The organism is Streptomyces sp. ATexAB-D23, from assembly GCF_000373645.1.
GTDB classification, from domain to species: Bacteria; Actinomycetota; Actinomycetes; order Streptomycetales; family Streptomycetaceae; genus Streptomyces; species Streptomyces castrisilvae.
Window position 1 is genome coordinate 73,856 of record NZ_KB892035.1, and the last position, 23,566, is coordinate 97,421.

Below are 23,566 nucleotides of genomic sequence, written 5' to 3' on the forward strand. Positions count from 1 at the left end.
AGGGCGTCAGCTGGTGAAGAACTCCGTGATGCGCTGGGCGACCTGCTCGGGGTCGGCCTCGTGCGGACGGTGGCCGCCGCCGAGGGTGACGAGGTGGCAGTCCGGGATCATCGACGCCATGTCCTGGAGCCGGGCCTGCGGCATGGTGCTGCCCGGCCCGCCGGCGAGCAGGAGCGTGGGGGCGACGATCTCGCCGAGCCCCTCCGCCCAGGCGGGGTCGGGGTCGGCCAGCTGGGCGTCGACCGCCGCGAGCGCGGCCTCGTCGTAATCGACCGGCCCGTCCGGCGGGACGGCGGGGCCCGCCGCGCCGGGGAACGGCGCCGGGGTCTCCACCAGCACCAGCCGCTCCACCCGGGCGGGGTGCTCCTGGGCGAGGAGGTGGGCGACGACCCCGCCCATCCCGTGGCCGACGACCCCGGCCCGGTCCAGCTCGCACGCGTCGAGGAAGCCGAGGACGTCCTCGCACATCTCCTCGAAGTCGTAGGTGTCGGGCCAGTCGCTCTCCCCGTGGCCGCGCAGGTCGATCGCGTACACCCGCCATTCCCGGCCCAGCAGACTCCCGGCCGCCTCCCAGCTCGCGGCGCTCGCGCCGAGACCGTGCAGCAGTACGACGGGCGAGCCGAACGGGTCGCCCCAGGTCCGGTACGCCAGCCGCACATCGCCGACATCCACCACAGACTGATCTTCCATGCCCCCGACGCTACCGCCGAATGCGCCGGGCCCCGCCCACCGGCCTGGCAGTCTGGTGCGGTGAAGCTCACCCCTCGCTCCCTGGCCGCCTCCCTCGCCGCCCTCCTCCTGACCGTCACCGCGCTGTCCGGCTGCACCGGGGGCGGCCCCGGCGGCTCGTCGGCCAAGGGCCCGGAGGGGCCGGGCCTGGCCGATCCGGTGAAGAAGGACATCGCCATGCGGCTGGTGTCCAGCGCGGAGAACTCGACGCTGGACTGGAAGGCGCAGTACGGCTACATCGAGGACATCGGCGACGGCCGCGGCTACACCGCGGGCATCATCGGCTTCTGCTCGGGCACCGGGGACATGCTCGGCGTGGTGGAGCGGTACGCGGACTCCCGGCCGGGCAACGCGCTGGAGCGGTTCCTTCCGGCGCTGCGGAAGGTGAAGGGGAGCGACGCGCACACGGGGCTCGGCCGGGCGTTCACCCGGGCGTGGGCCGAAGCGGCCGGTGACGCGGAATTCCGGGCCGCGCAGGACGCCGAGCGGGACCGGTCCTACTTCGACCCGGCGGTGGAACAGGGCAGGGCGGACGGTCTGGGCGCACTGGGGCAGTTCATCTACTACGACGCCTATGTGATGCACGGGGGCGGGGACGCGGAGGGCACCACCGGCTTCCGCACGATCCGCCGCCGGGCGCTCGCCGAAGCCGACTCCCCGGCGGAGGGCGGCGACGAACTGTCCTATCTCGACGCGTTCCTCGACGCCCGCGTCACCGCGCTCCGCGAGGAGCCCGCGCACAGCGACACCAGCCGGGTCGAGACGGCCCAGCGGGTCTTCCTGCGCGAGGGCAGGTTCGGCCTGGAGACCCCGCTGCGCTGGAAGGTGTACGGCGACAGCTACGTCATCGAGGGGCCCGGCCGACCCGGGACTCCGGCTTCGTAAACCCATGCCCGACCGGCGCGCGAGGCGTTGGCCGCGCGACCTGTGTGCGCCGGTGCGCACCTCGTACGACCTGCGCTTTCCCGCCCGTGTGACAGCGGGAGGCGGCCCGTGACCCGGGCCCCGCCCGGTCCGTTGAGGCGGGCGGACGGCCCACGCGCCGTGGGCCGGATGACCGAGGAGCATGCGCATGATGAAGAAGATCCTGCTGGCCGCGACGGCGCTGGCCGCCGGTCTCGGGCTGGCCCTCTCCCCCGCCGCCCAGGCCACCCCTCAGGCCCCGGCCCGGCATCACGTGGCGGCGGCGCCCACCCTCGTCTGCACGGTCAACGACAACGGGGTCAACTTCCGTGGCGGTCCGGGAACGGACTACCCGGTGCTCGGTCAGGTCAACCGGGGCCAGAACCTCGACTACCGGGGCCGGCAGGGCAACTGGGTGATGGGCGACCTGTGGGGCGGCCCGACCGGCGTCTGGATCCACGTGGCCTACCTGAACTGCTGAACCGTCCCGCACTGCCCCGCGCCGGACGCCCTCCTCGTCCGGCGCGGGGTTTCCGTAAGCCCCGCAGCCTCTCAACTCCGCTCTGCCGCAGGGGTGTACGAGCCGGCCCGCCCCTGATAGGAAAGCTTCCTAACAGAACAACCGGAACGACGAACTCCCTGGAGGACAGGTGTACGCTCCCCACAAGCGCACCGCACGTCGCACCACTCGGTCCCTGTGCGTCGGGCTCCTCGCGCTCGGACTCACCCTCACAGCGGTGCCCGCCACCGCCTTCGCAGGCACCGCTCCCGCCTCCGTGGCGGCCCACCGCCAGGAGGCGGCCGTGACCGGGCTCGACGATCCCGCGAAGAAGGACATCGCCATGCAACTGGTGTCCAGCGCGGAGAACTCGACGCTGGACTGGAAGGCGCAGTACGGCTACATCGAGGACATCGGCGACGGCCGCGGCTACACCGCGGGCATCATCGGCTTCTGCTCCGGCACCGGGGACATGCTCGACCTGGTGGAGCTGTACACACAGCGCGAGCCGGGCAACGTACTGGCCGGGTACCTCCCCGCCCTGCGGGACGTGGACGGCAGCGACTCGCACGACGGCCTGGACCCGGGCTTCCCCGGCGCCTGGGAGACGGCCGCCCAGGACCCGGCCTTCCAGCAGGCCCAGAACGACGAGCGCGACCGGGTGTACTTCGATCCGGCCGTGGGCCGGGCCAAGAGCGACGGGCTCGGCACACTCGGCCAGTTCATCTACTACGACGCCATCGTGATGCACGGCGACGGCGGCGACAGCACGAGCTTCGGCTCCATCCGGCAGCGGGCCCTGGCGCGGGCGGCGACCCCGGCGCAGGGCGGCGACGAGGTGGCCTACCTCGACGCCTTCCTGGACGCGCGGGTCTGGGCCATGGAGCAGGAGGAGGCCCACTCGGACACCAGCCGGGTCGACACCGCGCAGCGGGTCTTCCTCAGGAACGGCAACCTGAACCTGGACCCGCCGCTCGACTGGCAGGTCTACGGCGACAGCTTCCACATCGGCTGAGCCGCGCGGTGGCGCGTACGGTCACGGCCGTACGCGCCACCGGTCGCCGGCGGTCCATCGCCGGACGGCCGTCAGCGGCCGGTCCGTCAGTGGGCGGTCCGTCAGTGGGCGGCCGCCTCCACCGCCCCGGCCGGGTCGTGGCCGCCGGGCGCGGTCCCTGCCTCCGGCCCGCGGCCCAGGTGGTTGAAGGCGAGGTTCAGGACGATCGCCACCACGCAGCCGGTCGAGATCCCCGAGTCCAGGACGACCAGGAGGTCCTTCGGGAAGGCGTGGTAGAAGTCCGGCGCCGCGATCGGTATCAGTCCGACGCCGACGGCCGCGGCGACGATCAGCGCGTTCTCGCCCTTCTCCAGGGCGGCGCCGGCCAGGGTCTGGATACCGCTGGCGGCGACCGAGCCGAACAGCACGATGCCCGCACCGCCGAGCACGGGCAGCGGGACCAGCGCGATGACGGACGCGGCCACCGGGACCAGGCCGAGCAGGACGAGGATGCCGCCGCCCGCGGCGACGACGAAGCGGCTGCGGACCTTGGTCATGGCGACCAGCCCGATGTTCTGGGCGAAGGCGCTGCACATGAAGCCGTTGAACAGGGGGCTGACGGCGCTGCCGAGGGTGTCGGCGCGCAGGCCGCCCTCGATGGTCCGCTCGTCGGCCGGGCGGTCGACGATCTTACCGAGGGCCAGCATGTCCGCCGTGGACTCGGTCATGCAGACCAGCATCACGATGGACATCGAGACGATCGCGGCGATCTCGAACTGCGGCGCTCCGAAGTGGAACGGGGTGGGGAAGCCGACCACGTCGGCATCCCCGATGGCACCGAAGTCCGTGATGCCGGTGGGGATGGCGATGAGGGTGCCGGCGACGAGTCCGAGCAGGATCGCGATCTGCTGGAGGAAGCCGCGCAGGAGCTTGCGCAGGGCCAGCACGATGACCAGGGTGACCGCCGCCATCGTGATGTTGGTGGTGGAGCCGTAGTCGTGGGCGGCGGAGTTGCCGCCCTGGGACCAGTTGAAGGCGACCGGTAGCAGCGAGACACCGATCAGGGTGATGACGGTGCCGGTGACGACGGGCGGGAAGAACCGGACCAGCTTGCAGAAGTAGGGGGCGAGGACGAAGCCGAGCAGGCTCGCGACGATGATCGCGCCGAAGATGACGGCGATGCCGTCGTGCCCCCGGTCCTTGCCTATCGCCACCATCGGGGTCACCCCGGCGAACGAGACGCCGTTGACGAACGGCAGCCGGGCGCCTATGCGCCAGAAGCCGATCGTCTGGAGCAGGGTGGCTATGCCCGCGGTGAACAGGCTCGCCCCCATCAGGAAGGCGGTCTCCTTCGGGGTGAGGCCCACGGCGGGCCCCACGATCATGGGCGGGGCCACCACGCCCGCGTACATCGCGGCCACGTGCTGGAGGCCGCTGGTGAACATCCTCAGTGGGGGAAGCGTTTCGTCGACCGGATGCTTCCGGTCGGACGGGGCCGTCACCGGCTCGCCGTCGGGGTTGGCGGTCGCACATGCGTCGTTGCGAAACCTGGGCGTGGCTGCCACAGCGGTTCCTCCGGTCGGGTACACGTCTGCGGTGACGTGGGTGTCAGGGAGGTGGTACCGGGGCCGGTCCGCCGGACCGGGCCGCGGGTGATGCGGTGATGCGGATGGGGCAGGTCGTGCAGCTGGTGCGGCAGCTTTGTTCGCCGGTACGGGAGGCGCGTGCGTCTGGGCAGCGCCTCCCGTACCGGTTGCCGCGGACCCCGCTCGGGTCCGCGGCGGCCGGCTGAGGGCCGTCCCCCTCGTCCGGCCGGTATCGGGGGGCCGCCGGGCGTCAGGCCCCGGCGGCGATCCGGGCGAGGCGGCGGGCCTCGTCGCGGGTGGCGCGGGCGATGGCGTCCTCGTCCCCGTTGACCAGGCGGCCGGACTCGACCACCGGCTTGCCGTCGGCCAGCGAGAGGGTGACCGGGGCGGCGGCGCCGAAGACGAGCGCGATGACCGGGTCGGCGATGGAGGCGTGGGCGAGGGTGTCCAGCTTCCAGAGCACCAGGTCGGCGAGCTTGCCGGGCTCCAGGGAGCCGGTCTGCGCGGCCCGGCCGAGTACCTGGGCGCCGCCGTAGGTGCCCAGGCGCAGGGCCTGACGGGCGTTCAGGGCGCGTTCGCGGTGCGGGCCGAGGCGGTTGATGAGGAGGGCGTTGCGCAGTTCGGTGTGGAGTTCGCCGGACTCGTTGGACGCGGTGCCGTCGACGCCGAGGCCGACCGGGACGCCGGCGGCGAGCATGTCCGGGACGCGGGCGGTCCCGGCGGCGAGGCGGGCGTTGGACGAGGGGCAGTGGGCGACGCCGGTGCCGGTGCGGGCGAAGGCGGCGATGTCGGAGTCGTTCATGTGGACGCAGTGCGCCATCCACACGTCGTCACCGAGCCAGCCGGTCGACTCGAAGTAGTCGGTGGGGCCCATCCCGAACAGTTCGTGGCAGAACTTCTCCTCCTCCACGGTCTCCGAGCCGTGCGTGTGCAGCCGCACCCCCTTGCGGCGGGCCAGTTCGGCGCCCTGGCGCATGAGTTCGGTCGATACGGAGAACGGCGAGCAGGGCGCGACGGCGATCTGGGTCATCGCGTCGAAGGAGGCGTCGTGGTACGTGTCGACGGTCGCCTCGGTGGCGGCGAGCGCGCCTTCCAGGGTCTCCACCGCGAAGTCCGGCGGCAGCCCGCCGTCCTTCTCGCTGCGGTCCATGGAGCCGCGCGCGAGGGTGAACCGTACGCCCAGGTCGCGGGCGGCGCCGATGATGGCGCCCGACAGGTCGCCGGAGCCCCGCGGGTAGACGTAGTGGTGGTCCATCGCGGTGGTGACCCCGCCGAGGGCCATCATGGCGAGCGAGCCCTGCGCGGCGGCGCGGGCCATCGGCTCGTCGATGCGCGCCCACGTCGGGTACAGCGCGACCAGCCAGTCGAAGAGGTTGTGGTCGGTCGCCAGACCCCGGGTGATCCACTGGTAGAAGTGGTGGTGGGTGTTGATCAGGCCGGGCGTGGCGAGGTGGCCGGTGCCGTCGATCCGGCGTACGACGTTCTCCAGGCCCTCGGGTGCCCGGCCGGCCCCGACGGACTCGATGCGGTTGCCCGCGACGACGACGTGTCCCGAGGCGTACTCGGTGTCGGCGGCGTCCACGGTCGCGATCGAACAGTTCTCGATGACGATGCGTTCCACCCGGTCGGGGGCTGCCGGTGCTGCCATGGTGCTTCCTTCTCTCATCTGCGGTGTGGGCACGGCAGGACCCTAGGAGGATTTGAGTGCCACGGCGGTGCGGCCGTGGGTGCCGAGATGGTGGAAGAACAGGTTGAGCAGGACGGCGACGAGCGCTCCCGCACTGATGCCGGAGCCCAGGACCGTCCGGGCCCAGGACGGAAAGTCCGCGTGGACGCCGGGCGCGGCGAGCGGGACGGTGCCGGCGGCCGGGTACGTCCGGGGAATGAGCGGGACGACCGCGCCGAGCGCCGGGAAGCGGCGGAGGACCAGCGGGGCCGCGCCCGCCGGGGCGACGGCACGCTCCGTCGGGGTGGGACAGGGGGGCCTTCTGCTTCCGCGGGGCGGGATGCCGGCTGTGCCATGAGGGGTCCCTCCGGCCCGGCCGGTGCCCTGCCGCTGTGAGCGGGCGGGCACCGGCCCGGCGTCGCGTCAGAGGTTGGTCATGTCGACCGGGATCTGCGGCTCGACGCCGTCCCGGAGCACGGTGCCCTCGATGAGCCCGTACGGACGGTCGGCCGCGAAGTAGACCTCATTGTCGTTCTTGAGGCCGAACGGCTCCAGGTCGACGAGGAAGTGGTGGTTGTTCGGGAGCGAGAAGCGGATCTCGTCGATCTCACTGCGGCTGTTGATGATGCGCGAACCCATCTGGTACAGCGTCTGCTGGAGCGAGAGGGAGTAGGTCTCGGCGAAGGCGTGGAGCATGTGCTTGCGCGCCTGCTCGTAGGACTTCTCCCAGTTCGGCATCCGCTGCTCGTCGCTGGTCCAGTTGTAGCGCCAGCGGGCGGAGACGTCGGTGGCCAGGATGCGGTCGTACGCCTCCTTGAGCGTCGTGTACTTGTCCTTGACGTAGCCCCAGAACTCGGAGTTGGTCGAGTTCAGCACGGTGAGGTCCTTGAGGCCGGAGACGACCTGCCACTTCTCACCGTCGAAGGTGATCTGGGCGGTGCGGATCTCCTGGTTCCTGCGCACGAAGGAGTGGTTGACCTCGTCGGACCCGATGAACCGGGAGTTCGCGTCGGAGGTGGCGATGCGGTCCCAGGCGTACTCCTCGATCCGGATGCGCGCCCGCTTGATCGGCTCCTGCGAGGTCACGAAGTGACGGGCGAGGTGGATGCCGAACTGCTCGGCGGATTCGATGCCGTGCTCCTTGGCGAAGGCGAACACCGTGTTCTTGGTGGTGTCCGTGGGCAGCACGTGCGCGTTGGAACCGGAGTAGTGGACGTCTTCCATCTCGCCGGACAGGGCGACCGAGACGTTCAGGTCCTTGATGTGGTGGGTGTCGCCGTCCCGCGTCACCCTGACGACGCGGTTCTCCGCTTTGCCGTACTGGTTCTGGCCGAGAATCGTGGGCATGTGTCTGCTAGCTCCCTCGGTATACGGAGTAGCCGAACGGGTTGAGCAGCAGCGGTACGTGGTAGTGCTCGCCCGGGGTGACGGCGAATGTGATCGCCACCTCCGGGAAGAACGCGCCGCTGTCCCTTACGCGGGGGGCGTCCTGCTGCGCCTCGGCTTGCTTCTTGGCGGTGAAGTACGGCTCGGTCTCGAAGTCGAGCCGTACGTGGGTGGTGCCTTCCGGCAGGGCCGGCAGGTCCTTGCAGCGCCCGTCCGCATCGGTCGCGGAGCCACCGAGCGTCACCCAGTCCGCTTCGCCGCCCGAGCGGGCGGCGAGCGAGACGGCGACGTCCGCGGCGGGGCGGCCGATGCTGGTGTCCAGGATGTGGGTGGACACCGATGCGGTGGCGAAGGTGCTCAAGGCCTTCCCTCTCCTTCTGTCAGGTCGTGTCCGGCGGAACAGAGCCGGGACCCCGGTCATGATCCGCCGGACACGGCCCAGGCGTCTTCCGTGACGAGGCGGGTGAGGCGGATGCGGTTGATCCTGCCCAGTTCGGTGCGCACGTGTCCGCGCTCCCGCTCGGGCGAGTTCCCGATCCGGGACTTCACCGCGTCGCGCATCTGTTCAGCGGTGGCGCCGGTGGCGCAGATCAGGAAGACATGTCCGAACCGCTCCTGGTAGGCCAGGTTGAGTTCGAGCATCTCGGCCTTGAGCTCCTCGGTGGCGCCGGCCATCCCCCGCTGTTCGCGGGAGGAGGTCGGGTCCCCGGGCTTCGGGCGGCCGATCGGCGGGTGACCGGCCATGGCCTCGGCCAGGTCCTCCGTGCCGAGGGCCGCCGTGGCGGTGTCGCTCGCGGAGAGCAGGGCTTCGGTGGTGGCGTACGGGCGGTGGGAGAGGATCGCTCGTCCCCATGCCGCACTGGCACAGACCTCGTGCAGTGCGGCGGCAGCCGCGTCGTCCGCCAGGGTGTTGAACCGGGCGAGGCCCGGCGTGGAGCTCGAAGTCACGGGAGCCTCCGTGGCTGTTCCTCGCTGTGCGTTGGTCGGGCTGCGGATAGCTAACGCCCTCCGCCACACGGCGTCAACAGTTTGTTGAAATTCCGTTCACGCAGAGGGCCGCCGTCCGGTGATCCGGACGGCGGCCCGATCGGTCATGCGCGGCCCGCCCGCGTGTGGGCACCCAACTACGCCCCCTTGGTGCCGTTTTCCCTGTTCAGGTAGTTGTAGACGGTGAACCGGGAGACCCCCAGGGCCCCCGCCACCGTCTCGACGCCGTGCCGTACGGAGAAGGCACCGCGTGCCTCCAGGAGCCGGACCGCCTCCTGTTTGGTCTTGCGGTCCAGCTCGGCGAGCGGCATCCCGTGCCGGCGCTCCATCGCGGCCAGGATGTGGTCCAGCGACTCCGAGAGCTGGGGCAGCCGGACCGCCACGACGTCCTCGCCCTCCCAGGCCAGCACGACGTCGTCGGCGCGCGCGTCCCCCGGGCCCAGCAGTTCGGCGCCCATGGCGTCCGCGAGCGGCTTCACCGCCGCGACGAGGGGGTGGTCCACCGGCCCGGTCACCTCGGGTCCTCTCCGATGACGTTGACCTGGAGCGAGACCCGGGTGGCACCCGATGCCAGCGCCTGGCGCAGCAGACTGTCCACCGCGGTGAGCACCTCGTCGGCGCCACCCTCCGCCGTGTTGCCGAACGGGCCGACGTCCACGGCGTCCAGCTCGGCCGCCTGGATGACCTCGCGCGCGACGACCGCGTGCGCGGGCGCCTCGTCGAGATCGAAGGGCTCCGTGGTGAACTCCACCCTCAAGCGCACTGTGCCTCCCTGATGCGTTCCACCGCCGGGACGACCCGCGGCTCGGCCACGACCCTAACGCCCCGGCGGCGGCGCCCTACAGGGGCAGCACGCAGACCGCGGCCGGGGCGTCGTACGCGGTGCCGACCGGCTCCAGGGCCCCGGTGGCCGCGTCGACGCGGAAGGCGGTGACCGTGCCGGACTTCTGGTTGGCCGCGAAGAGCAGGCTCCCGTCCGGGGAGAACGCGGTGTGCCGGGGGAAGTCGCCGCCCACGGGGACGGTGTCGATCAGACGCAGCGCGGCCCCGCCGTCCTCGGTCGCGTACCGGGTGATGCTGTTGTGTCCCCGGTTGGCGAGGTAGGCGAAGCGGCCGTCGGCGGTGACGAGGAACTGGGCGGGGTAGCTGGTGCCCCCGCCCGTTCCGGTGGACTGCGGGTCGCCCGGGGTGAGGGTGCCGGTGGCGGGGTCGTAGCCGCAGACGACGGCGGTGTTGTCGAGCTCGCAGGCCAGGTACGCGTGGCGGCCGTCCGGGTGGAAGGTCAGGTGGCGGGGGCCGGCTCCGCGGCGCAGCGCCGCGTACGAGAGCTGTTCCAGGGTGCCGTCCGTCTCGTCCAGCCGGTAGGTGTAGACCGTGTCGGTGCCGAGGTCGACGGCCAGGACGTGGCCGCCGTCGGGGGCGGTGATGATCTGGTGGGCGTGCGGCCCGTCCTGGCCGGGTCCGGGCGCGGGTGAGCCGTGGGCGACCAGGTCCGTGCGCTCCGCCACCGATCCGTCGGCGGCCAGGGGGTGCACGGCGACGCTGCCGGAGGTGTAGTTGGCGCTGAAGAGCCAGCGGCCGCCCGGGTGGACCGAGAGGTGGCAGGGTCCGGCGCCGCCGGTGTCCCGGGTGCCGAGGACCTCGAAGGTGCCGTCGTCGGCGAGGGCGACCGCGGTGACGCCGCCGTTCTGCTGCTCGTCCACGGCGTAGAGCGTGCCGCCCGTGGGGTGGAGCGCCAGGTAGGAGGGGTTCTCGACGCCGGTGACGACGGTGCGGGCGGTGATGCTCCCGGCGCTCCGGTCGTACACGGCAACGCCGATGCCGGTGCCGCCGGGGCTGGTGGAGGTGTAGGTGCCGAGGAACAGGGTGCCGGTGCCGCGGGCGGCGGGGTGTGCGGGGTGCGGCGGGCGGCCGGGGCGGTGGCGGGCGGTGCGCGGGAGCGTGGGGGCGGCGGCCAGGGCACCGCCCGCCAGGAGTGCTCCGAGCAGGGTGCGGCGGCTGGTGGGGGATGTCATGCGAGGCACCTCGTGGGGTCGGTCGCTTCGGATGTGTCAGCCACAGTGGCGCTACGCCGGGGCCACCGCAAGAGGCGCACCGGTCATTGCGCAGGGCGCAACGCCGGGCGCCTCGGGTGCCGGCGGCCGGGCCTCAGTCACCGGACTGGATGTCGCCGCGTGTGGAGGAGGTGATCGGCTCGCCCCGGGCGAAGTCCCCCGGCGGGATGCCCGGGTGGTGGCCGCCCTCGACGGGCCGCACGGCGGCGGCCGGGCCGAGTGCCAGCCGGGAGACGATCCGGTAGCGGTCGCCCCGGTAGAGCGAGTGCACGTACTCGACGGGTCGGCCGGTGGTGTCCGAGGTCAGCCGTTCGAAGAGCAGGGCCGGGGACAGCTCCGGCACGTCCAGCAGCCCGGCCTCGGCGCGGGTCACCACGGTCGGCTCGATCGCCTGGACCGCTTCGTGGACGTGCACGTCGTGGCGCTCGCGCAGGTGCTCGTACAGGTCGCCGTTCTCCAGCTCGCCGGCGGACAGGCCGGGTACGAGTTCGGCCCGGATGTGCAGGTGCTCGATGGCCATCGGGGCGCCGTCAACCAGCCGCAGCCGGGCCACGTACACGATGTCGGCCGCCGGTGACATGCGCAGCTTGCGGCCGACGCGGGCGCCGGCCTGGAGGGTGGTGAACTCCAGCAGCCGGCTCGACCAGGCCCCGGCCGCCTGCGGCACGGACAGGGCGAGGTCGGCCGAGATCAGCTCCTGGGTGATCTTCTCGGGTGCGACGAACATGCCCCGGCCGTGTTCGCGCACCAGGAGCCCGGCGGCGACCAGCTCGTCCACCGCGGCGCGCAGGGTGGGGCGGGACACGCCGAGGGTGGCGCACAGGGACCGCTCCGACGGGATGGCGTCGCCCGGCCGCCGCGACTCGATCAGCTCCAGAACGGCGTCCCGGGCCCGCTCCCGTTTGAGCACCGTCCCCGATGCGTCGGCGTCCATGTGCTGCCCCCTCCTGACGGCGTACTTCCTTTACCACTTGCTGGACCAGCCCGCCCGACCGGACCACTGGTCAAGTGGATTGTAGCTCGTGCTGAGCCAAACCCCCTGGGTCGATTTTCGCGAAGATCGCCAAAAACCCTCGTAACCAAGGGGGTTGACGGTCCCATTGGTCTATGCCACCTTCATCCACCAACAAGAGGTGAGCTGTCCAGCGGCCTTCACTGGTCAGGTGGTCAGGTCCTGTTCCCCAGAGGTGAACCGTGAAGTACCGCTTGCTTGCCGGTGGGTCCGCGCTCGTGATGGCCACCCTGCTCAGTGCCTGTGGCTCCTTTGACGACTCGGCCGGGAAATCCGCCGACGGCCGGACGAACATCGATGTCTGGCTGATGCGCGACAGCGTTTCGGCGCAGTTCCAGAAGGAGTTCGTGAAGGGCTTCGAGAAGGCGCACCCCGGCATCCGGGTCCGGGTCCAGATCCAGGAGTGGGACGGCATCGGTGAGAAGATCACCGCCGCGCTCGCCAGCAACGACGCGCCGGACGTCATCGAGAGCGGCAACACCCAGGTCGCCCAGTTCGCGCAGAGCGGCGGGCTCGTCGACCTCAGCGACAAGGTCGAGGAGCTGAACGGCAAGGACTGGCTGCCGGGGCTCGCCGAGCCGGGGGCGTACGAGGGCAGGCAGTACGGCATCCCGTACTACGCGGCCAACCGGGTGGTCATCTACCGCACCGACCTGTTCGAGAAGGCCGGCATCGACGCGAAGGCGCTCAGAACCCGCGACCAGTGGATCGCCGCGACCGAGAAGCTCGACAAGGGCGGCACCCAGGGCATCTACCTGCCCGGCCAGACGTGGTACGCCCTGGCCGGGTTCGTCTGGGACGAGGGCGGCGACCTCGCCACCGAGTCCGGCGGCGTCTGGAAGGGCGCCCTGGACACCCCCGAGGCGCTGCGCGGAATGGAGTTCTACGAAAAGCTCCAGGCGCTCGGCAAGGGCCCCAAGGACGCCGACGAGGCCGACCCGCCGCAGGCCGACGTGATGGCCCAGGGCAAGGTCGCCCAGGTCATCTCCACCCCGGGCGGCGCCAACGTCGTCATCGAGAAGAACCCGGAGCTGAAGGGGAAACTCGGCTTCTTCCCGATCCCCGGCAAGACCGCGGACACCCCGGGTGCCGTCTTCACCGGAGGTTCCGACCTGGTGATCCCCACCGCGTCCGGCAAGCAGGAGGCCGCGCTCACCTTCATCAAGGAACTCACCGGTGACGCCTGGCAGAAGAAGCTCGCCGTCGCCATGAGCTACGTGCCGAACCGGACCTCGCTCGCCTCCGCCGTGGCCGGTGACCCGGGCGCCGCCGCGATGGCGGTGGGCGCCGCGAACGGCCACGCCACGCCCAACACACCGAGCTGGGCCGCGGTCGAGGCGGAGAACCCGATGAAGGACTACATGACCGCGGTCCTGACCGGCGGCGACCCGGCGAAGGAGGCCGCCAAGGCGTCCGCCGACATCACCCGGGCCATGAAGACCGGCTCCTGACCCGCGGGCCCCAGCCCCGCCCGACCGTCCGAACCATCGAGAGGAGGCGTGCCGTGTCGGTCATCCGGGAACGGACCGCACCCCCCAGTCCCCTGCGCCGGGCCGCACCCGGCACATCCGGGCCGCCGCCCCGCCGGCGGCGGTCCGGGGAACCGCGCGGCGTGTGGCCGTACGCCCTGATCGCCCCGGCGGTGGGCGGGATGCTCTACCTGCTGCTGTATCCGCTGCTGCGGGCGGTGCTGATCTCGCTCCAGGACTTCCGGCTGCGCCAGCTGATCACGGGCGACGCCGAGTTCGTCGGACTGCGCAACTACCGCACGTTGCTGTCCGATCCGCGGTTCTGGGAGGTGGTCCGGCGCACCTTCCTGTTCATGGCGGTCAATGTCGTCCTGATCATGGTGATCGCGACGCTGGTCGCCCTGATGACCGAGCGTCTGGGCCGGTTCGGCCGCACGATGGTGCTCAGTTCGCTGGTGCTGGCCTGGGCCATGCCGGTGATCGCGGCCACCACGGTCTTCCAGTGGCTGTTCCACTCCGAATTCGGCATCGTCAACCATCTGCTGACCGGGGCCGGCTTCTCCTCCTTCGACCGCTACCCCTGGTTCGCGCACGGCACCGCGGCCTTCGCCATCCTGGTGCTGCTGGTCGTCTGGCAGTCGGTGCCGTTCGCGGCGGTCACGGTCTACTCCGCGCTGACCACCGTCCCGGCCGAGTTGTACGAGTCGGCGCGGCTGGACGGGGCGAGCGCCGCCCGGATCTTCCGCTCGGTGACCCTCCCGGTGCTCCGGCCGATCTTCCTGCTGGTGTTCTCACTGGAGGTGATCTGGACGTTCAAGGCGTTCGTCCAGATCTGGGTGATGACCCGCGGCGGCCCGGGTGACGCGACCACGATCCTGCCCGTGTACGCGGTGCAGACCGCGCTCGCCGGCCAGCGCTACGACCTGGGATCGGCCGCCTCGATGGTCACCGTGGTCCTGATGTCCGGGGTGCTCGTCCTCTACTTCCGCCAGATGCTCCGCCAGGAGGACGAGATCCGATGAGCCGTGCCCGTACCGCGCGCAGGCGGCGGATTCCGCTGAACGCCGCCGCCGTACTGACCATCCTGGTCTGTCTGTTCCCCGTCTACTGGATGATCTCCACCGCGTTCAAGCCGTCCCGGGACATCCAGTCGACGCACCCGCGGCTCTTCCCGCGCACCTGGACACTCGACCACTTCCGTACCGCCGTGCAGGCCGACGGGTTCGGGTTGTTCTGGCGCAACAGCATCCTGGTGACGGTGAGTTCGATCCTGCTCGCCCTGATCGTCGCGCTGGCGTCGGCGTACGCGGTGGCCAGGCTCCGCTGGAAGGGCCGGCGGCAGTTCATGCTGATGGTCTTCATCGCGCAGATGGCGCCGTGGGAGTCGCTGATCATCCCGATCTACATCATCTCCCGCGACACGGACATGCTGGACCGGCTGCCCACGCTCACCCTCGTCTACTTCATGGTCACCCTGCCGTTCTCGGTGATCGTGCTGCGGGGCTTCATCGGGACGATCCCGCCGGAGCTGGAGGAGGCGGCCCAGGTCGACGGGTGCACCAGGACCGGCGCCTTCCGGAAGGTGGCCCTGCCGCTGCTCGCGCCGGGGCTCATGGCCACCTCGCTGTTCGGCTTCATCACCGCCTGGAACGAGTTCGCGTACGCCAACTTCCTGATCATCAAGCACCAGGACAGCCGCACCCTGCCGGTCTGGCTGTCCTCCTTCCAGAACACCTTCGGCACCGACTGGGGCGCCACGATGGCCGCCTCCACCCTGTTCGCCCTGCCCGCGCTGGTGGTCTTCCTGCTGCTCCAGCGCCATGTCACCTCCGGCTTCGCGGCCGGCGCCGTCAAGGGTTAGGCCGTGTCCGGCGGATCGGAGCCGGGGCCGCGACGTCTGGCACGGCGCCTCGCCGCGTCACCGAAACGCCCGAATGGCTCCGCCATGAGGACGCTCCGGCGCCGTGCGATGCAAGGCACCAGACGCCGCGCCCTGCCCGACCCCGATCCGCCGGACACGCCCTGACCGACGACCCCGCTCCCCTCCCGGAGGCCCCGCATGCCCGAACCCCGCCCCGAACACTCCCTCGTCCCCCGGCCGCTCAAGGTCTCCTCCCGCCCCGGCCGCTTCACCTTCGCCCCGGACACCGCGATCCGCGCCTCCCCCGGCGCGGAGAGCGCGGCCGGCCTGCTGCGCACCCTGCTCGCCCCCACCACCGGGCTGCCGCTGGCGCCCTCCGCCACCGGCCGGATCGTGCTGGCCCTGGACCCGGAGCTGAGCGGCCTCGGCGAGGAGGGGTACGGGCTCACCATCGGCCCGGACACGGTGCTGCTGCGGGCCGCCCGCCCGGCCGGCCTGCTGTGCGGGGTCCAGACGCTGCGCCAGCTCCTGCCCGCCGAAACCCTGTCCGGGGCGGGCCGGCGGAACGGACCGTGGACGCTGCCCTGTGTGGAGATCAGCGATGTGCCGGCGCACGCGTGGCGGGGCACCATGCTGGACGTCGCCCGGCACTTCCAGCCGGTCTCCTACCTGCGCCGGTACGTGGACCTGATGGCGCTGCACAAGCTCAACACACTGCACCTCCACCTCACCGACGACCAGGGCTGGCGGATGCCCGTCGCCGCCTACCCGAAGCTCACCGGGATCGGCGGCCACCGCAGCCAGTCGATGGCGGGCCCCCCGGGCGGCGTCCCCGAGACCTTCGACGGGGTTCCGCACTCGGGGGCGTACACCCGGCAGGAACTGCGGGACCTCGTCCGGTACGCGGGCGCGCGCGGGGTGCGGGTGGTGCCGGAGATCGAGATGCCGGGCCATGTTCGCGCGGCCCTCGCCGCCCATCCCGAGCTGGGCAACGATCCGTCGCGGCGGCTGGGCGTGTGGACCCGCTGGGGCATCTGCGACACGGTCCTCGGCGTCCACGAGGAGGTCTTCGACTTCTGCCGGACGGTGCTGGGAGAGGTCATGGACGTCTTCCCCTCGCCGTACATCCACGTCGGGGGCGACGAGTGCCCGACGAGCGAGTGGGAGAACAGCCCGGCAGCCCGGCGGCGGGCCGCCGCCGAGGGGCTGGCGGGCGCGCGGGCGCTGCACGGCTGGTTCATGGGCCGCATCGGGGCGTTCGTGACCGAGCGGGGCCGCACCCCGGTCGGCTGGGCCGAGACCGGCACCGAACTCCCCCTCGACTTCACCGTGATGACCTGGCGCGACCCGTCCCACGCCCGTACCGCAGCTGTGCGCGGCCACCAGGTGGTCGCCGCGCACTACCGGGCCACCTACCTCGACTACGCCGAGTCCGCCGACCCCGGCGAGCCGCCCGCGCAGCCGGGCCCGCCGGTCGGACTGCGCGCGGTCCACGGCGACCGGTCGCTCGCCGAGGGCTGGGACCGGGCCGTCGCGGGCCGGCTCCTCGGCACGCAGGCCCAGCTGTGGACCGAGTACGCGAGCACTCCGGACCGGATCGAGTACCGGACGTATCCCCGGCTGTGCGCACTCGCGGACCGCGCCTGGTCGGGCACGCGCGCCGACTGGCCCGGGTTCCTCACGCGTCTCGGCCCCCACCTGGCACGGCTGGACGCGCTCGGCGTCCGCTACCGGCCCCTGAACCCCCGGCCGCTCACCGCGGCTTCCCCAGGAACAGCGCCAACCCAGTGAAGAGGCACTCCCCCACGACCGTTCCGGAAAGGAACAGGCTGATGAAGTCACTCGCGAAGAGCCGGATACGCGCCGCCGCCGCGGCTGCCGTCACCGTGGCGCTCGGCTGTACGGCCTTGGCCGCCGTCCCCACGACGGCGAGCGCCGCCGACGGATCGCTGGCCGTGCAGTACCGCACCGGCGCGTCCGGGGCCACGGCCGACCAGAGCGAACCCTGGCTGAAGGTGCGCAACACCGGCACCGGGTCCGTCCAGCTCAGCGACGTCAAGGTCCGCTACTACTTCAAGGGCGAGGCGGCGGGCGACGCCTACCGGTTCGCCTGCTCCTGGGCGGTGAAGGGCTGCGGCAACATCACCGGCACCTTCGGCACGCTCGCGTCCCCGACCGCCACCGCCGACCGCTACCTGGAGATCGGCTTCACCTCCGGCGCGGGTTCGCTGGCACCGGGTGCCGACACCGGGGACATGCAGCTGCGGTTCCACCGGTCGAGCTGGCAGCCGCTGGTGCAGAGCGACGACTACTCCTTCGGCGCCGACGCGACCGCGTACGCCGACTGGTCGAAGGTGACCGCGCGGCTCGGCGGCGCCACGGTCTGGGGCGAGGCCCCCGAGGGCAACACCCCGACCGATCCGACCGACCCCACGGACCCGACCGATCCGACCGACCCTTCGGAGGACGGGCCGACGCTCTTCGACGACTTCAACTACAGCGGCCACACCGATCCGCAGATCGCCGCGCACGGCTGGAGCGTCCGTTCCAACTCCGGTGGCCCGGGGGTGCCGGGTGCCACCTGGGCGCCGGAGAACGTCACGTTCGCCACGGAGGGCGGCAACTCCATCATGAACCTGGAGACGTCGACGGCGGGCAGCGGTGAGTCGACCAGGCAGACCGAGATCCTGACCCAGTCCATGAAGTTCCGCAACGGCACCTACGCGGCGCGGGTGAAGTTCGAGGACGCGCCGAAGTCGGGCCCGGACGGCGACCACCTCGTCCAGACCTTCTTCACCATCAACGACCTCAAGGCGCCGATGGCGGACGACTACGCCGAGTACGACTTCGAGTACCTGCCCAACGGCGGCTGGGGCGAGAGCGGCAACATCCTCTACACGACCTCGTGGGAGACCTACCGGCCCGACCCCTGGGAGGCCGTCAACGAGCACACCGAGTCCCGGCAGAGCTACGCCGGCTGGCACGACCTGGTCGTGACCATCGACAACAGCAGCATCACGTACTACATCGACGGCCGGCTGTTCGGCACGCACGGGGAGGCCTACCTGCCGGAGCGGGGCATGTCGATCAACTTCAACCAGTGGCTGATCGACCTGGCCGGGCAGACGAGCACGACGCCCCGCGCGTACGACCAGCAGGTGGACTACGTCCTGCACGTGAAGGACCAGGTCCTCACCCCGGCGCAGGTGAACGCGAAGGTGGCCGCGTACCGCGCGGCGGGAACGACGTTCCAGGACACGGTTCCGGCCGGATGACCCGGTAGCGGCAGGGCGAACAGGCGGGGCGGACGGCCGACGGGCCCTCCGCCCCGCCTTTCGCATGCCCGGTCAGGAGCCCCCGTGCGGGCCCTCCTGACCGGGCCGAATTCCGGGCACCCCCTTGACAGCCCCGCCACCCTCCAGGCAATCTTCCGTTAAGCAGAAACAAACTTCCGCAATACGGAAGGAGCGCCGAAACCCTCATGGGCTACCCGGACCAGCGCTTCGATGTGAACCTCTCGATCCTCTTCACGGAACTCCCGCTCCTGGAGCGGCCCGCGGCAGCCGCCGCGGCCGGCTTCACGGCGGTCGAGCTGTGGTGGCCCTGGATCGAGACCCCCACCCCCCAGCAGGCCGAGCTCGACGCCCTCAAGAAGGCGCTCGACGAGGCCGGCACCCAGCTGGTGGGGCTGAACTTCTACGCCGGACAGCTCCCCGGCCCCGACCGCGGCGCGCTCTCCGTGCCCGGCGCGGAGTCGGACCGTTTCCGGGCCAACATCGAGGTGGCGGCCGGCTTCGCCGCCTCGGTCGGCTGCAAGGCGCTCAACGCGCTCTACGGCAACCGGATCGACGGCGTCGACCCCGCCGCCCAGGACGAACTGGCCCTGGAGAACCTGGTCCTGGCCGCCCGCGCCGCCGACCGGATCGGCGCGGTACTGCTGATCGAGACCCTGAACGCGCCGGAGTCGCCGCGCTACCCGCTGGTGAGCGCACCGGCCGGGATCGAGGTCGTGGACCAGGTCAACGCCGCCACGGGCCTGGGCAACGCGAAGTTCCTGCTGGACCTGTACCACCTGTCGATGAACGGCGAGGACCTCAGCCGGGTCATCGCCGCGTACGCCGACAGGACCGGTCACGTCCAGATCGCCGACAACCCGGGCCGCGGCGCGCCCGGCACCGGCTCACTCCCCCTGGAGCAGCTCCTGGACGAGCTGACGAAGGCCGGCTACGCGGGCTGGGTCGGGCTGGAGTACAAGCCCGGCGACCGCCCGAGCGCCGACTCCTTCGACTGGCTCCCGGCCGCCGCGCGGCCCGCCCACTGAGGGCGCCAGGAGCCCCTGTACACGCTGATCGGAAGGCACCCTCATGAGCAACAACCTCCCCAAGGTTGCGTGGATCGGTCTCGGCATCATGGGCTCGCCCATGTCCGAGAACCTGATCAAGGCCGGATACGACGTCACCGGTTACACCCTGGAGCGGGACAAGGTCGACCGGCTCGCCGCGGCCGGCGGCACCGGCGCCGGCTCGATAGCCGAGGCGGTCGGGGACGCGGACGTGGTCATCACGATGGTGCCCGCGTCCCCGCAGGTCGAGGCCATCGCGTACGGCCCCGCCGGCATCCTGGAGAACGCGCGGCGCGGCGCGCTGCTGATCGACATGTCCTCGATCACCCCGCAGACCTCCGTGGATCTCGCGAAGAACGCCGCCGAGAAGGGCATCCGGGTCCTGGACGCCCCCGTCTCCGGCGGCGAGGCCGGCGCGATCGAGGCCGTGCTGTCCATCATGGTGGGCGGCGAGCGGGCCGACTTCGACGCGGCGAAGCCGCTGCTCGAAGCGCTCGGCAGGACCATCGTCCTCTGCGGCCCGCACGGCTCCGGCCAGACGGTGAAGGCCGCCAACCAGCTGATCGTCGCGGTGAACATCCAGGCGTGCGCCGAGGCCGTGGTCTTCCTGGAGAAGTCCGGCGTCGACCTGACCGCCGCGCTGGACGTCCTGAACGGCGGCCTGGCCGGATCGACGGTCCTGACCCGCAAGAAGGACAACTTCCTCAACCGCGATTTCGCCCCGGGCTTCCGGATCGACCTGCACCACAAGGACATGGGCATCGTGACGGACGCCGCCCGCAACGTCGGCGCCGCGCTGCCGGTCGGCGGTGTGGTCGCCCAGCTCGTCGCCTCGCTGCGCGCGCAGGGTGACGGCGGCCTGGACCACTCGGCGCTGCTGCGCTCGGTCGAGCGCCTGTCGGGTCAGCCCGTCCAGGCCTGACCCCGGCCGCCCCTCCCTCACTCACCCTTCCCCCCTCCCCTCTCCACCCCCAGACTTCCGGACGGTGCCGTCGCTGACACCTGTCCTGTCGCGCCCAGGCGCCGGCACCGTCCGGAACACCCTCCCACCACGAATTTCAACAAACTGTTGACGTCAGGTTCGGAGCGTACCTACGCTCCTGGAGCCCCGAGCCGTCGCAGTTCAGCAGCTCCCGTACGGAAGGTCGCCCCGACACCATGACGCAGCGTGTGCTTACGACCGAGTCCGGCGCCCCGGTCGCCGACAACCAGAACTCCGCCACCGCGGGTGCCGGAGGACCGATCCTCCTCCAGGACGGCCACCTCCTGGAGAAGCTGGCCCGCTTCAACCGGGAGCGCATCCCGGAGCGCGTGGTGCACGCCCGGGGCTCCGGCGCGTACGGCTACTTCGAGGTGACCGACGACGTCACCGCGTACACCCGCGCCGACTTCCTCTCCGAGCTGGGCCGCCGCACCGAGACGTTCCTGCGCTTCTCCACGGTCGCCGACTCGCTCGGCGGTGCGGACGCGGTGCGCGACCCGCGCGGCTTCGCGCTCAAGTTCTATACGAACGACGGCAATTACGACCTCGTCGGCAACAACACCCCGGTCTTCTTCATCAAGGACCCGATCAAGTTCCCCGACTTCATCCACTCGCAGAAGCGCGACCCGTTCACGGGCCGTCAGGAGCCGGACAACGTCTGGGACTTCTGGGCCAACTCCCCCGAGGCCACGCACCAGGTGACCTGGCTGATGGGTGACCGGGGCATCCCCGCCTCGTACCGCCACATGAACGGCTACGGCTCGCACACCTACCAGTGGACGAACGCCGAGGGCGACGCGTACTTCGTGAAGTACCACTTCAAGACGAACCAGGGCGTGCGCTCCCTCTCCGCCGACCAGGCCGCCGAGCTCGTCGGCAAGGACGGCAGCTCGCACCAGACGGACCTGCTCCAGGCCATCGAGCGCGGCATGAACCCGTCCTGGACGCTGTACGTGCAGCTCATGCCGGCCGCCGAGGCGGCGGACTACCGCTTCAACCCGTTCGACGTGACGAAGGTGTGGCCGCACACGGACTACCCGCTCCAGCGGGTGGGCCGGCTGGTGCTGGACCGCAACCCGGACAACGTCTTCGCCGAGGTCGAGCAGGCCGCGTTCTCCCCGAACAACTTCGTGCCCGGCATCGGCCCGTCCCCGGACAAGATGCTCCAGGGACGCCTGTTCGCCTACGCGGACGCGCAGCGCTACCGCCTGGGCATCAACCACACCCAGCTCCCGGTGAACGCGCCGCGCGCGACGACCGCGGACAACTACGGCCGCGACGGGCTCCACGCCACCCGCTACGGCTCGCGCCACGACAAGAACTACGAGCCCAACTCGTACGCGGGCCCAGCCCAGACGGACACCGCGCTCTCCGCCCCGCTCCCCGTCCAGGGCTGGACCGGCACCCACGAGGCGCCCGCCCACACCAAGGACGACGACTTCTTCCAGGCGGGCGAGCTGTACCGGCTGATGTCGGACGACGAGAAGGCCCGGCTGATCGCCAACATCGCGGGCGGCCTGTCCCAGGTGACCCGGGACGACGTCATCGAGAAGAACCTCGCACACTTCCACGCGGCCGACGCCGAATACGGCAAGCGCGTGGAGGAGGCGGTCCGCGCCCTGCGCGAGGACTGACCCTCCCCCAAGCCCTGCCCGCGCCGACGCGTCCACCCGGATGAGGGGTTGTGCGCGACGCGGGCAGGACGAGGCCGCGGCGGTGGCGCGATGCCAGTGCGGTGGTACGCGGGAGGGCGGCCCGGTCACCAGACCTGAAGGCCCGTGCAGCCCCCCTTCGCGCCTCCGCCGCGGTCCCTGTTCTTTTCCCTGAGCCAGGGCGCGGAGTACGGATACGGTCCCGTACTCCGCGCCCTTCTTCTTTGTGCGTCTGTACGGCCAACTCCCGGATCGTCGCCCGGGTGACCTATGCCAACGTGGCGGCCGGGGAGCGCATTCGCGGAACCAACCTGTCGTCGACGCGGACGTTCAAGCTCGGCACACACCTCGCGATACTCCATACGGCACTCACCGTGCTGTCGATGAGGCGGGGATGCCCGCGGTACCTGCCTCGGGCACCGCTGATGTGACCGAGGCCGGCCGGGCCGCCCAGAAGGCCGACCGGCCTGCCGTAGCCGTGTCGGCCCGGGGTGCGGGCGACGCCTTCGACCGAACGCAGGCTCATCCGCAGCCCTCGCGATATCCGTATTCTCCTCGCCCCGCCCGACGCTTGGAGGACGGGGCGAGGAGAATACGGCCGGACTTGACCGGGGCCCGCGCCCATGCACGGCTACCGCATTGCGGTGGCCAGTGCCGCGCGGATGGCGTCCTCGCCGACCGGCCGTCCCTTCTCGTTCGAGGTCGGCCCGTACGGGGTCCCCCACACCGGCGTATCCGTCGCCTGCCGCCAGCTATCGGACAGCGGTCCGGCGTCCACCACGCTGTACCCGATGGATTCGATGAACTCGGTCACCGCGGCCTTCGCCGACGCGGAGTCCCCGGCGATCGGCAGGTAGGAACGGTCGGCCGCCCCCGCCGGGCGGGCGAGTGACAGCAGGTGCTTGAAGAAGATGTTGTTGAACGCTTTCACAAGCATGGCGTCCGGGGTGTGGCGCAGCAGCAGCTCGCTCGAGGTGAGCAACGTGCTGTCGAGCTCGGGGATGTGCCCGTCACGCTCGGGACCGTAGTTGCATGTGTCGATGACCGTCTTCCCGGCCAGTTCCGCGGCGGGCAAGTCGGGGAACGCCTTGACCGGCACCGTGACCACGACGATGTCACCGGCCGCCGCGGCCTCCCCGCTCGTCGCCGCGGACGCCCGCGGCCCCAGTTCCGCGACCGTGTCCGCGAGCGTTTCGGGTCCGCGCGAGTTGCTGAGAACGACCCGGTGCCCGACCCCTATGGCGAGCCGCGCGACGGTATTGCCGATGTTGCCGCTTCCGATGAATCCCACAGTTGTCATGTTCCGCCCCTCCCGAATAGCCGTATCCCTGTCATCCGCAGGACTCGCTGCGGTGTGGGTCCCTTGCAAGTGGTCCGCCTTGTCCGCGTCCGCTTCCGGTACCACCACGAGCTCTGGGCGCGCACCGCGTCGCCCCCGAGTACT

At 71.3% G+C, this 23,566-nt stretch carries 22 protein-coding genes and 1 pseudogene; 11 read left to right on the forward strand and 12 right to left on the reverse strand.

What is annotated here, in order from left to right:
• Positions 1-6: 6 nt before the first annotated feature.
• A complete protein-coding gene (locus B082_RS0125485; protein ID WP_051094689.1) occupies positions 7-690 on the reverse strand; it encodes an alpha/beta fold hydrolase in 684 nt (227 codons plus the stop codon).
• 60 nt (positions 691-750) lie between these two features.
• Between B082_RS0125485 and B082_RS0125490 the strand changes: the two genes are divergently transcribed.
• The 3 genes from B082_RS0125490 to B082_RS0125500 all read left to right on the forward strand — a co-directional run bounded on the left by B082_RS0125490 (position 751) and on the right by B082_RS0125500 (position 3,146).
• Positions 751-1,614, forward strand: coding sequence for a chitosanase (locus B082_RS0125490; protein ID WP_018554623.1), 864 nt, complete (start codon positions 751-753; stop codon positions 1,612-1,614).
• A 187-nt stretch (positions 1,615-1,801) separates the two neighbouring features.
• Entirely contained in the window at positions 1,802-2,113 is a 312-nt protein-coding gene (locus tag B082_RS0125495; RefSeq protein ID WP_018554624.1) for an SH3 domain-containing protein, read from the forward strand.
• Between the two features lie 169 nt (positions 2,114-2,282).
• The gene (locus B082_RS0125500) at positions 2,283-3,146 is read left to right on the forward strand and encodes a chitosanase (protein ID WP_018554625.1); all 864 of its coding nucleotides are present in this window, start codon (positions 2,283-2,285) and stop codon (positions 3,144-3,146) included.
• A 101-nt stretch (positions 3,147-3,247) separates the two neighbouring features.
• Here the strand turns inward: B082_RS0125500 and B082_RS0125505 are convergent, their stop codons facing one another.
• From B082_RS0125505 to B082_RS0125550, 10 genes and pseudogenes are all read right to left on the reverse strand, one after another.
• Positions 3,248-4,690, reverse strand: a complete 1,443-nt coding sequence (locus tag B082_RS0125505; RefSeq protein ID WP_051094690.1) for a nucleobase:cation symporter-2 family protein — start codon at positions 4,688-4,690, stop codon at positions 3,248-3,250.
• Between the two features lie 271 nt (positions 4,691-4,961).
• Positions 4,962-6,359 carry an 8-oxoguanine deaminase gene (locus B082_RS0125510; RefSeq protein ID WP_026250194.1) on the reverse strand — a complete coding sequence of 466 codons (1,398 nt, stop codon included), beginning with the start codon at positions 6,357-6,359 and terminating at the stop codon, positions 4,962-4,964.
• Positions 6,360-6,401: 42 nt separating this feature from the next.
• Positions 6,402-6,575, reverse strand: a pseudogene (locus tag B082_RS0125515) (purine permease); the annotation flags it as partial.
• A 225-nt stretch (positions 6,576-6,800) separates the two neighbouring features.
• On the reverse strand, positions 6,801-7,724 hold the full coding sequence (gene pucL, locus B082_RS0125520; protein ID WP_018554629.1) for a factor-independent urate hydroxylase: 924 nt from the start codon (positions 7,722-7,724) through the stop codon (positions 6,801-6,803).
• Between the two features lie 7 nt (positions 7,725-7,731).
• Complete coding sequence (gene uraH / locus B082_RS0125525) at positions 7,732-8,124, reverse strand: hydroxyisourate hydrolase (protein ID WP_018554630.1); 393 nt, start codon at positions 8,122-8,124, stop codon at positions 7,732-7,734.
• Positions 8,125-8,180: 56 nt separating this feature from the next.
• Positions 8,181-8,711 (reverse strand): 2-oxo-4-hydroxy-4-carboxy-5-ureidoimidazoline decarboxylase, encoded by a 531-nt coding sequence (gene uraD / locus B082_RS0125530; RefSeq protein ID WP_018554631.1) that lies wholly within the window; start codon positions 8,709-8,711, stop codon positions 8,181-8,183.
• Positions 8,712-8,887: 176 nt separating this feature from the next.
• Complete coding sequence (locus B082_RS0125535; RefSeq protein WP_018554632.1) at positions 8,888-9,265, reverse strand: helix-turn-helix domain-containing protein; 378 nt, start codon at positions 9,263-9,265, stop codon at positions 8,888-8,890.
• A complete protein-coding gene (locus tag B082_RS0125540) occupies positions 9,262-9,501 on the reverse strand; it encodes a hypothetical protein (protein WP_018554633.1) in 240 nt (79 codons plus the stop codon). The genes B082_RS0125535 and B082_RS0125540 overlap by 4 nt, the downstream gene beginning before the upstream one ends.
• Before the next feature lie 88 nt (positions 9,502-9,589).
• Positions 9,590-10,765, reverse strand: coding sequence for a lactonase family protein (locus B082_RS0125545; RefSeq protein WP_018554634.1), 1,176 nt, complete (start codon positions 10,763-10,765; stop codon positions 9,590-9,592).
• Positions 10,766-10,898: 133 nt separating this feature from the next.
• A complete protein-coding gene (locus tag B082_RS0125550; RefSeq protein WP_018554635.1) occupies positions 10,899-11,738 on the reverse strand; it encodes a GntR family transcriptional regulator in 840 nt (279 codons plus the stop codon).
• Positions 11,739-11,998: 260 nt separating this feature from the next.
• Here B082_RS0125550 and B082_RS0125555 point away from each other — a divergent pair, with 260 nt between their 5' ends.
• The 8 genes from B082_RS0125555 (at position 11,999) to B082_RS0125590 (ending at position 22,104) form a co-directional block, all read left to right on the forward strand.
• Positions 11,999-13,267 carry an extracellular solute-binding protein gene (locus B082_RS0125555; protein WP_026250195.1) on the forward strand — a complete coding sequence of 423 codons (1,269 nt, stop codon included), beginning with the start codon at positions 11,999-12,001 and terminating at the stop codon, positions 13,265-13,267.
• 53 nt (positions 13,268-13,320) lie between these two features.
• Complete coding sequence (locus B082_RS0125560) at positions 13,321-14,307, forward strand: carbohydrate ABC transporter permease (protein ID WP_026250196.1); 987 nt, start codon at positions 13,321-13,323, stop codon at positions 14,305-14,307.
• Positions 14,304-15,146 carry a carbohydrate ABC transporter permease gene (locus tag B082_RS0125565; RefSeq protein ID WP_018554638.1) on the forward strand — a complete coding sequence of 281 codons (843 nt, stop codon included), beginning with the start codon at positions 14,304-14,306 and terminating at the stop codon, positions 15,144-15,146. Before B082_RS0125560 ends, B082_RS0125565 begins: the two co-directional genes overlap by 4 nt.
• Positions 15,147-15,344: 198 nt before the next feature.
• A complete protein-coding gene (locus B082_RS0125570) occupies positions 15,345-16,937 on the forward strand; it encodes a beta-N-acetylhexosaminidase (RefSeq protein WP_018554639.1) in 1,593 nt (530 codons plus the stop codon).
• 41 nt (positions 16,938-16,978) lie between these two features.
• Entirely contained in the window at positions 16,979-18,421 is a 1,443-nt protein-coding gene (locus B082_RS0125575; RefSeq protein ID WP_018554640.1) for a cellulose binding domain-containing protein, read from the forward strand.
• Positions 18,422-18,627: 206 nt separating this feature from the next.
• Complete coding sequence (locus tag B082_RS0125580; RefSeq protein WP_018554641.1) at positions 18,628-19,467, forward strand: TIM barrel protein; 840 nt, start codon at positions 18,628-18,630, stop codon at positions 19,465-19,467.
• Between the two features lie 43 nt (positions 19,468-19,510).
• Positions 19,511-20,410 carry a 2-hydroxy-3-oxopropionate reductase gene (locus B082_RS0125585; RefSeq protein ID WP_018554642.1) on the forward strand — a complete coding sequence of 300 codons (900 nt, stop codon included), beginning with the start codon at positions 19,511-19,513 and terminating at the stop codon, positions 20,408-20,410.
• 236 nt (positions 20,411-20,646) lie between these two features.
• A complete protein-coding gene (locus B082_RS0125590; protein ID WP_018554643.1) occupies positions 20,647-22,104 on the forward strand; it encodes a catalase in 1,458 nt (485 codons plus the stop codon).
• A gap of 649 nt (positions 22,105-22,753) precedes the next feature.
• Here B082_RS0125590 and B082_RS0125595 read toward each other — a convergent pair.
• Entirely contained in the window at positions 22,754-23,413 is a 660-nt protein-coding gene (locus tag B082_RS0125595; protein ID WP_018554644.1) for an NAD(P)-binding domain-containing protein, read from the reverse strand.
• Positions 23,414-23,566 lie beyond the last annotated feature (153 nt).

Coding starts and splice junctions, on each gene's coding strand:
- B082_RS0125485 (WP_051094689.1), bottom strand. CDS start 690: ATGGAAGATCAGTCTGTGGTGGATGTCGGCGATGTGCGGCTGGCGTAC.
- B082_RS0125495 (WP_018554624.1), top strand. CDS start 1,802: ATGATGAAGAAGATCCTGCTGGCCGCGACGGCGCTGGCCGCCGGTCTC.
- B082_RS0125510 (WP_026250194.1), bottom strand. CDS start 6,359: ATGGCAGCACCGGCAGCCCCCGACCGGGTGGAACGCATCGTCATCGAG.
- pucL (WP_018554629.1), bottom strand. CDS start 7,724: ATGCCCACGATTCTCGGCCAGAACCAGTACGGCAAAGCGGAGAACCGC.
- B082_RS0125545 (WP_018554634.1), bottom strand. CDS start 10,765: ATGACATCCCCCACCAGCCGCCGCACCCTGCTCGGAGCACTCCTGGCG.
- B082_RS0125550 (WP_018554635.1), bottom strand. CDS start 11,738: ATGGACGCCGACGCATCGGGGACGGTGCTCAAACGGGAGCGGGCCCGG.
- B082_RS0125565 (WP_018554638.1), top strand. CDS start 14,304: ATGAGCCGTGCCCGTACCGCGCGCAGGCGGCGGATTCCGCTGAACGCC.
- B082_RS0125570 (WP_018554639.1), top strand. CDS start 15,345: ATGCCCGAACCCCGCCCCGAACACTCCCTCGTCCCCCGGCCGCTCAAG.
- B082_RS0125575 (WP_018554640.1), top strand. CDS start 16,979: ATGAAGTCACTCGCGAAGAGCCGGATACGCGCCGCCGCCGCGGCTGCC.
- B082_RS0125580 (WP_018554641.1), top strand. CDS start 18,628: ATGGGCTACCCGGACCAGCGCTTCGATGTGAACCTCTCGATCCTCTTC.
- B082_RS0125585 (WP_018554642.1), top strand. CDS start 19,511: ATGAGCAACAACCTCCCCAAGGTTGCGTGGATCGGTCTCGGCATCATG.
- B082_RS0125590 (WP_018554643.1), top strand. CDS start 20,647: ATGACGCAGCGTGTGCTTACGACCGAGTCCGGCGCCCCGGTCGCCGAC.